The sequence below is a fragment of the Mycobacterium sp. TH-M106 genome, assembly GCF_057473765.1.
On sequence record NZ_JBYCLE010000581.1, the window covers coordinates 1 to 8,462 of the forward strand.

An 8,462-nucleotide genomic window follows, 5' to 3' on the forward strand; every position below is an offset into this window, starting at 1 on the left:
GCGCCGCGAACCCGGCCCGGCCGATGACCTGGGCCGGCAGCCGCGCCAGGGCGGCGGCGTCACCGCGGGCCAGGGCGTCGTCGAGGGCGCGTTGCACGGCGACATCGTCCGGATGGTAGCCGCCGGGGGCCGCGGCGGTCAGGGTGTTGACGCCGTCGGCGACCACCAGCACCCCGACCGGCTCGGGCCGCCGGTCGATGTCAGCGCGCAGCTGCTCGCCCTGTGCCGTCGCGGCGACGGGGTCGCCGTATGCATGGACCTGCACGCAGGCGTCGGGTCGGGCCTGGCCACGCACCCAACCAGCTATGAGTGCACACAGCGGCAGGTCGGCCGGCTGTTCGGCTCGTTGGGCTTGCGGGGACAGCCGCACCGGCACGTCGACGCCGAATCCGGCGAAGGTACCCGCGCTGTCCGGCCCGTACACTGCAGCGCCGTCGGCGGGTCCAGTGCCCAGCGCGACCCAGTGAAGCGGCAGCGAGCTGGCGGCGGTGCACGCCGCCGATCGCAGGTCGGCCAGCTCGTCGACGGCGGTGCCGGCGAGTTCGGGCACCAGCACCGGCGCCGACGGCATAATCGCGATGGCGCCCAACACGCCACCAAGCTAGCGCCTGGCCGGCTCCATCGCGGGCAGGGCCTTGTCGCCGCCGGCCCCGGCCGCCATCGAGGCGGCCTCGCCGCGGGCCAGTGCCGCGGTTGCGATCAGCACGATTGCCGTCCCCACCGCCACCACCAGCTTCCCGACACCGTCGACGATCAGCGTCTCGCCGAGCACGAGCACTCCGAGCACCGTGGCCACCAGGGGTTTCGCCACGATCATGGTCGGCATCGAGGCGGTCAGCGCGCCGGCGCGAAACGACGACTGCTGAAAGATCATCCCGGTCAGTGTCGCCAGCAGCCAGGGCAGCAGTTCGGGTGCGCGCAGCACGCCGAGGATGCCTTGATGTTTGAGCACCTCGACGAGGCCCTTCGTCAGCACCGCGAACACCGCCAGCGACGTGCCGGCCACCACCGCCAACAGCACGGCGGCGGCCGGACGGCCGGCCAAGATCCGAGCGGCCAGCACGCAGCCCACCAGCGTCGGTCCCAGGACCGCGGCCACCACCCCCCAAACCTGCCACGAGGCCCGGCTGACACCTTGGGTCGGGTCGCCGACCACCACCACCACCGCCAGTGCCACGGCCAGCAGGGCCGCCCACACCCACTCCCAGTGGTTCACCCGGCGACGGATCAGCCATGCATAGATCGGCAGCGCGAACAGCAGAGCGGTCACCTGCAGCCCGGTGACCAGCATCACCGAGCCAACCGCCAGCGCGGCGGCCTGCAGGGCGTAGTTAGTCACCGCCGCCGCGCCGCCTCCCCACCACCGCGCGTCACGCAGCGACATCCAGAACAGCTCCAGGTGGCCGACTTGTCTGTCGGTGATCTCCTGGGCGGACCGCTGCCGGATCACGTCGCCGATCGCGGAGGCCAAAGCAGCGCACAGCGCGAGCAGTCCTGCGACGACGTTCGCGGTCGACATGGCTGGCCTCCTCAACCGGGCAACGATACTCGCCGGGGACCTTGCAGCTGGTCAGCGACGCGGTGACACCTCCGGTGCAGCTCAGACGGCTGTGGTACCCCGACAACGCGATGACGGCGGCGACCATCGCGATCACCGCCGCCGCCACGGCGAGCGCCGGCCTGGGCATATGCCGCCCGGATCCGCCGGGCACCACTGTGACACAGGCGCGGCCGGTGCTTGAATACCTGTAGTCGAGGGCGCCGCGGTGCGCGGCAGGTGCGCGGGTGTTGTCCGCGCGAAGGATCAGGTGACGGCATGCGAATGACCGACGACAACGATTCAGCCACGCCCACCCGGGGGCCGGTTCCCAGGCCGGGCCCCAGACCGGGGCCAAGGCAGGGCGCGCAAAGCGTCGCCCGTCAGGCCGCCGTCTCACCGCCCAGCGATCCGCACCGGTTCGGCCGTGTCGATGACGACGGCACGGTGTGGCTGGTCAGTCCGTCCGGCGAACGCAGGATCGGTTCCTGGCAGACCGGCGGCGCCGCCGACACGTGCGACACTGAGGCCGCGTTCGCCCATTTCGGTCGGCGATTCGATGACCTGAGCACCGAGATCACGCTGCTGGAGGAGCGGCTGACATCCGGCACCGGTGACCCCCGCAAGATCAAGGCAAGCGCCATAGCGCTGGCGGAGACGCTACCCACAGCGAGCGTGCTCGGCGACGTCGACGCATTGTCCCTGCGGTTGACCGCGATTTGCGAACGCGCTGATGCTGTCGCCGCACAGGAGCGGGACCGGCGAGAGCGACACCGCGCCGAGGCGACGGCCCGCAAAGAGGCGCTGGCTGCCGAGGCCGAGCACCTGGCGGCTACGTCGACCCAATGGAAAGCGGCCGGCGACCGACTGCGTTCCATCCTCGACGAATGGAAGACGATCGGCGGCCTGGACCGCAAGACCGACGACGAGTTGTGGAAGCGATACGCCACGGCGCGGGACATGTTCAACCGGCGGCGCGGATCGCATTTCGCCGAACTGGACCGCGAGCGGGCGATTTCGCGCCGGGACAAGGAACGCTTGTGTGAGCGTGCTGAGGAGTTGGCATCGTCCACCGACTGGGCGGCCACCGCTGCCGTCTTCCGTGAACTGCTCACCGAATGGAAGGCTGCTGGGCGCGCGGCCAAGGACGTCGACGATTCGCTGTGGCGCCGTTTCAAAGCCGCCCAGGACACGTTCTTCGCCGCGCGTCATTCCGCGAGCCCCGGAGGCGACGCGACGCTGCAGGCCAACGCCGCCGCCAAGGAGACCCTGCTGGCCGAGGCGGAGCGGCTCGACCCGGCCGACCGCGACGCCGCTCGCACCGCCCTGCGGTCGATCCTGACGAAGTGGGACGCGATCGGCAAGGTGCCCCGCGAGCGGTCCACGGAATTGGAGCGGCGGTTACGCGCGGCGGAGAAGAAGCTCCGCGATGTCACCGAGCCGAGCACGGTCGATCCGCAGGCCCAGGCCCGCGCCGAGCAATTCCGCACCCGCGCTGAACAATTCGAACACCAGGCGCAGAAAGCACAGGCCGCGGGCCGAGACGAAGACGCCGCGGCGGCCCAAGCCAGCGCCGAGCAGTGGCGGCAGTGGGCCGATGCCGCCGAGCAGGCACTGACCCGTAAGCCCTGACACACCGTTAAACTCCGCGAGCATGCAGAGAATCGCACGGATGCAGACCGAATTGTGCGAGTCTGCGCATGCTCACGCGGCTAATCGGAGGGCGGCTGCTTGTCCTCGGGGCGGTCCAGGTCGTGCAGCGGGCTGCGGGATTGGCGCTGCGCGGCGGCGCGGCGGCGCTGCTCCTCAGCTGCCAACTGAATGACGGTGCGCGACCACACCAGTCTCGCCCAGTGAAATGTCAACACAATCACGCAGATCCACGCCACGACCAGGCCAACGCCCGGACCCGGATAACCTTCGGTCACCGTCTGCCGCGACCACACGGCCAGCAACCCGGCCGCACTCGCCACCGCCGAGCCCGCCAGCGCCATCCAGGCGACCGCCCAGCGCCGGGTGAGCAGCGCCAACAGCGAAAAGCCAACACCGAACACCAGCGCCAGCCACATGAACAACCGCGACGGCAACGTCACCGCCGCTGCGGCGGCGCCGTCGCCGGCGAACAGCACGTCCCAGCCCCTGACGGCTCCGGTATGCGGCAGCAGAAACGACGCCACCAGCACGAACACAACTATGAGGACAACCAAAGCTCTTCCGCCGACTTCGATTTCGCGGGCAATGCGACGTTCCACCTCATCGATATCGGCCCGGTAGGCTTCCAGGTCTTCGTGATCGTCGGCGCTCTGGCTCACTGTCGGCTCATTGTCGGTTCCCTGGGCCGGCCGGCGAGGTGCCGATCCCGGGCATGCCGAGGGCTACCCCGTGCGGGCCACTGCCGTGCCTGTCCCCAGCGCGGGTGCGCCGATGGGTCAGCACCGGTCCGTCGGCGAGCAGATGATGCGGGGCGGCGCCGGTCACCGCAGTGGTCACCAAGTCGCCGGGCCGCACCTGCGCCCCGCCGGCCGCGAAGTGCACGAGCCGGCCGTCGCGGGCCCTCCCGCTCATCCGCGCGGTCGCCGCGTCCTTGCGTCCCTCCCCCACCGCGACCAACAATTCGACGGTGTTGCCAATCTGCGCCCGATTCTCCTCCAGCGAGATCTCCTCCTGCAACGCCACCAGTCGCTCGTAGCGTTGCTGCACCACCGCTTTTGGCAGCTGGCCACCCAGTTGGGCAGCGGGTGTGCCGGGACGCTTGGAGTACTGGAAGGTGAACGCGGCCGAGAACCGCGCGGCCCGCACCACGTCGAGCGTGGCCTGGAAGTCCTGCTCGGTCTCGCCCGGGAACCCGACGATCAGGTCGGTGGTGATGGCGGCGTCCGGCATGGCGGTGCGAACCCGGTCGAGGATCGCGAGGTACCGTTCGGCGCGGTAGGAGCGGCGCATCGCCCGCAGGACCGCGTCCGAGCCGGATTGCAGCGGCATGTGCAGCGCCGGACAGACGTTCGGCGTCTCGGCCATCGCCTCGATGACGTCGTCGGTGAACTCGGCCGGGTGCGGGGAAGTGAAGCGGACCCGCTCCAAGCCGTCGATGCGCCCGCAGGCTCGGAGTAACGCCGCGAAAGCACCCCGGTCGCGCGGCAACTCCGGGTCGGCGAACGAGACGCCGTAGGCGTTGACGTTCTGGCCCAGCAGTGTGATCTCCAACACCCCGGACTCCGCCAGCGCCTGCACCTCGGCGAGAATGTCGGGCGGGCTGCGGTCCACCTCCCTGCCCCGCAGCGACGGCACGATACAGAAGGTGCACTTGTTATTGCAGCCGACAGAGATGGAAACCCAAGCTGCATAGGCGGATTCGCGGGCCGCTGGCAGCGACGACGGGAACTCCCGCAGCGACTCGACGATCTCCACCTGGGCTGTCTTGTTATGCCGGGCCCGCTCCAGCAGCACCGGCAGCGACCCGATGTTGTGGGTGCCGAAGACGACGTCGACCCAGGGTGCCCTGCCCAGCACTTCCTCCTTGTCTTTCTGCGCGAGGCAGCCGCCGACCGCGATCTGCATGTCCGGGTTGCGGCGCTTGTGCGGTGCCAGGTGGCTGAGGTTTCCGTACAGTTTGTTGTCGGCGTTCTCCCGAACCGCGCAGGTGTTGAACACCACCACGTCGGCATCGGCACCCTCGGGGGCGCGCTGATAGCCGGCCGCCTCCAGTGTGCCGGTCAGCCGCTCCGAATCGTGGACGTTCATCTGACAGCCGTAGGTGCGCACCTCGAAGGTGCGGGCTGCCTGGCCCGGCCGCTCCGGTGCCGCCGTCGAAGTCACGCGGCCCATGGTACGGCGGCCTACCACGACGACACGCCGCTCACCCGTGTTCGACAGCTACAGTCGACGTAACCACAACGGACAGGAGACCGTCATGGCACTCACCCTCAAGGACGCGTTCGACGCGGCTAGGGATATCGCGACGCATGCCGTCGAGAAAGCCTCCGACATCGTCGATGACGCAGGCGACATCATCCGCGGCGACATCGCCGGTGGCACCAGCGCCATCGTGCAGGACTCCCTGGACATCGCCAACCACGCCGTCGAGCGGACTAAGGAGGTCTTCACCGGTCCCGGTGAGGACGAGGGTCAGGATTAGCCCCGGTCAGACCCGCCGGCGTTCACGCTCGGCGGCCAACTCGGCGCTGACCACCTCGTAGGCCATCGACTGGCCGTAGCCACGGCGGGCCAGCATCGCCACCAGGCGCCGACTCACCCGTGCGTCGTCGTCGCCGAGGGTTTCCCGGCGTAACCGGCCCCGGACCAGCTGCTCAGCCCGATCCCGCTCGGTGGTGGTGTCGTCGAGCACCGCCGCGACGATGTTGCCGTCGACACCCTTGGCGTGCAGCTCAGCGGCCAATGCCCGGTTGCCCTTCCCCGCGCTTGCCCGTCGGGAGCGCACCCACTGCCTGGCGAAATCGGCGTCGTCGACGAGGCCCACCTCGGTGAGGCGGTCCAGCACCAGATTGGTGACGTCGCCGGGATAGCCGCGCTTGGCCAACTGACCGGCCAGCTCGGCACGGGTATGCGCCCGTACGGTGAGCAGGCGCAGGCACAACGCCCGCGCCTGCTCCTCGCGCTTGGGCTCAGAAATCGACCGGGGCGGGCAGGACTTCATCAGCTGAGCCATCGGCCAGTTCAGCGGTGAGCACGGCACCGATACCGAGTTTCTCCTTGATCTTCTTCTCGATCTCGTTGGCCACGTCGGCGTTCTCCAGCAGGAAGGTGCGGGCGTTCTCCTTGCCCTGCCCGAGTTGCTCGCCGTCGTAGGTAAACCAGGCACCGGACTTGCGGATAAAGCCCTGGTCAACCCCCATGTCGATCAACGAACCCTCGCGGCTGATACCCCTGCCGTAGAGAATGTCGAACTCGGCTTGTTTGAAGGGGGGCGCGCAGTTGTGCACGACAACACCTTCCGCGACGAGGTTGTGCAGTTCCTCGACTTCGAGGTCGAATGTTCGTACCCGCCTTGCCGGCAAAACTTCCCGGATCACCGAGTACCGGAGTTCTTCCGCCAGCACCTCATGAAGGAACTTGTCGTCCAGGGCGTCCGCAAGCGCCTGCACACGATCCCTGCGAAGCCGGCTGGCACCCAAGACCTGCCTCATTCCGCCGCGGGGGTTTCCAGCACCTTTGCCGATCATCGCTGCCGCTTCCTGCGCGGTCACGCCGCGCTGGTCAAGATAATTCAGCACGGCATCGGCCACCTCGGCGGCCAGATACGTCGCCTGCGATCCACGCCGCCGCCCCCGCATCGCTTCCGGAATCGCCTGGACAAGGGCGCTGCCGCGCGGCCCCCACATGGGAACAGATTTCGTGAACTCTGTGACGTTATCCATACCCGATATCCGGACCTCGAACACGTGACGCCGGGCCTGAATCCGTCGACCGTCGACGATACTCGGCCGCTTCTGGGTCGGATCGTAATCGCGAACGGTGCTCACGACACCGAATCTCAGTAACAGCCAATGAATCTGGTGTGCAAGCTGTTCAGAGGTCGTCGTATAACCGACCCGAAGTGCCCCGGTCTGTTCTCGGCTCACCCAGCCGTCACTCTCGAACAGGCCGAAGAGCAGATTCCCGGCGATATCGGCCGCGACGTCTGACTCGAAGAACCAATCCGGAACCGTCTTCTCCCATGCGAGCTTGCCGTAGATGCCGGCCCGCCGGCAAAGGTCTATAACACCGTTGCGCTCACCAGGCCGATGAGCGATCGCAAGGGAGATACGTCCCTGCGGATGGGCCGCACAACCAAGCGTCGCAGCGATTCGTGTCACGTCGTCAATGAGCGCCTGCTGAACATTGATGAAGTTGACCGGAGTCTTACCCCCCACGTAGCCATCCCCGATCAGATAGCCGAGCAGCCGGGCCTGATCCGCCGAGATCGGCGCACTGTCACCGAATCCGTCGAAGTGCCGTGGTTGTGCCACCCGGTCCCCCTTGCGGAGTTCGGCGGCATGGCGCCAACCGTACTCTGTCAGCACCTTGTGGTCGGGGGTCGCCCATACGGTTGCGCCGCCGACGATCCGTAGCCCGATCACATCCTGCGTTCCCTGGTCGAACCAGGACACCACGGGTCGCGCATGCAGCGTTCCATCCTTGGACACGGCCACGACGTGAATCTGCTTCCTGCCATCGACGACATCCTCGATACGATGCGTCGTGCCGGTGACCGGATCGAAAACCCGGGTGCCCGCGGCGAGGCACTTGTTCTTGACCACCTTGATCCGGGTACGGTTGCCTACTGCGTCGGTCCCGTCCTTGAGGGTCTCGATTCTCCTGACATCCAGGCGTACCGAGGCATAGAACTTCAAAGCCTTTCCGCCCGTGGTTGTTTCGGGAGACCCGAAGAAGACGCCTACCTTCTCCCGTAACTGGTTGATGAAGATCGCGGTGGTACCCGAATTACTCAGCGCCCCAGTCATTTTCCGCATCGCCTGGCTCATCAGCCGGGCCTGCAGACCGACATGGCTGTCGCCCATCTCGCCTTCGATCTCCGCGCGTGGCACCAGCGCGGCGACCGAGTCGACGACCAGAATGTCCAGTGCCCCGGAGCGGATCAGCATGTCGGCGATCTCCAGCGCCTGTTCACCGGTGTCGGGCTGGGACACCAGCAGCGAGTCGGTGTCCACGCCGAGACTCTTGGCGTACTCGGGATCCAGGGCGTGCTCGGCGTCGATGAACGCCGCGATCCCCCCGGCGGCCTGAGCGTTGGCCACCGCGTGCAGTGCGACGGTGGTCTTCCCCGAGGACTCCGGGCCGTAAATCTCGATGATCCGGCCGCGGGGCAGGCCGCCGAGGCCCAGCGCCACGTCCAGGGCGATCGACCCGGTCGGGATGACCGAGATCGGCTGACGCACCTCGTCGCCGAGGCGCATCACCGAGCCTT

9 protein-coding genes are annotated in these 8,462 nt (G+C 68.0%); 3 read left to right on the top strand and 6 right to left on the bottom strand.

Annotated features, from left to right (window positions below; genetic code table 11):
• Both AC2VOP_RS19710 and AC2VOP_RS19715 read right to left on the bottom strand, forming a co-directional pair.
• Window positions 1–592 (bottom strand): class III extradiol ring-cleavage dioxygenase family protein (locus tag AC2VOP_RS19710; protein WP_486962532.1); only part of this gene is annotated, 592 nt, incomplete at its 3' end.
• A gap of 9 nt (window positions 593–601) precedes the next feature.
• The gene (locus AC2VOP_RS19715) at window positions 602–1,519 is read right to left on the bottom strand and encodes a DMT family transporter (protein ID WP_486962533.1); all 918 of its coding nucleotides are present in this window, start codon (window positions 1,517–1,519) and stop codon (window positions 602–604) included.
• Window positions 1,520–1,560: 41 nt separating this feature from the next.
• Here AC2VOP_RS19715 and AC2VOP_RS19720 point away from each other — a divergent pair, with 41 nt between their 5' ends.
• Together AC2VOP_RS19720 and AC2VOP_RS19725 are read left to right on the top strand one after the other, a co-directional pair.
• Window positions 1,561–1,752 carry a hypothetical protein gene (locus tag AC2VOP_RS19720; RefSeq protein ID WP_486962534.1) on the top strand — a complete coding sequence of 64 codons (192 nt, stop codon included), beginning with the start codon at window positions 1,561–1,563 and terminating at the stop codon, window positions 1,750–1,752.
• 70 nt (window positions 1,753–1,822) lie between these two features.
• A complete protein-coding gene (locus AC2VOP_RS19725; protein WP_486962539.1) occupies window positions 1,823–3,169 on the top strand; it encodes a DUF349 domain-containing protein in 1,347 nt (448 codons plus the stop codon).
• 80 nt (window positions 3,170–3,249) lie between these two features.
• On the opposite strand, the gene AC2VOP_RS19730 is transcribed toward AC2VOP_RS19725, so the two are convergent.
• Window positions 3,250–3,849 carry an Rv2732c family membrane protein gene (locus AC2VOP_RS19730; protein ID WP_486962535.1) on the bottom strand — a complete coding sequence of 200 codons (600 nt, stop codon included), beginning with the start codon at window positions 3,847–3,849 and terminating at the stop codon, window positions 3,250–3,252.
• 7 nt (window positions 3,850–3,856) lie between these two features.
• Window positions 3,857–5,353 carry a tRNA (N6-isopentenyl adenosine(37)-C2)-methylthiotransferase MiaB gene (gene miaB / locus AC2VOP_RS19735; protein ID WP_486962536.1) on the bottom strand — a complete coding sequence of 499 codons (1,497 nt, stop codon included), beginning with the start codon at window positions 5,351–5,353 and terminating at the stop codon, window positions 3,857–3,859.
• A 94-nt stretch (window positions 5,354–5,447) separates the two neighbouring features.
• Between miaB and AC2VOP_RS19740 the strand changes: the two genes are divergently transcribed.
• Entirely contained in the window at window positions 5,448–5,672 is a 225-nt protein-coding gene (locus tag AC2VOP_RS19740) for an Rv1893 family protein (RefSeq protein ID WP_486962537.1), read from the top strand.
• Between the two features lie 6 nt (window positions 5,673–5,678).
• Here AC2VOP_RS19740 and recX read toward each other — a convergent pair whose 3' ends face one another.
• Both recX and recA read right to left on the bottom strand, forming a co-directional pair.
• Entirely contained in the window at window positions 5,679–6,194 is a 516-nt protein-coding gene (gene recX, locus AC2VOP_RS19745; protein ID WP_486962540.1) for a recombination regulator RecX, read from the bottom strand.
• Window positions 6,160–8,462 (bottom strand): intein-containing recombinase RecA (gene recA, locus AC2VOP_RS19750; protein ID WP_486962538.1); only part of this gene is annotated, 2,303 nt, incomplete at its 5' end. The genes recA and recX, both read right to left, overlap by 35 nt.

Coding starts and splice junctions, on each gene's coding strand:
- AC2VOP_RS19725 (WP_486962539.1), top strand. CDS start 1,823: ATGACCGACGACAACGATTCAGCCACGCCCACCCGGGGGCCGGTTCCC.
- AC2VOP_RS19715 (WP_486962533.1), bottom strand. CDS start 1,519: ATGTCGACCGCGAACGTCGTCGCAGGACTGCTCGCGCTGTGCGCTGCT.
- AC2VOP_RS19740 (WP_486962537.1), top strand. CDS start 5,448: ATGGCACTCACCCTCAAGGACGCGTTCGACGCGGCTAGGGATATCGCG.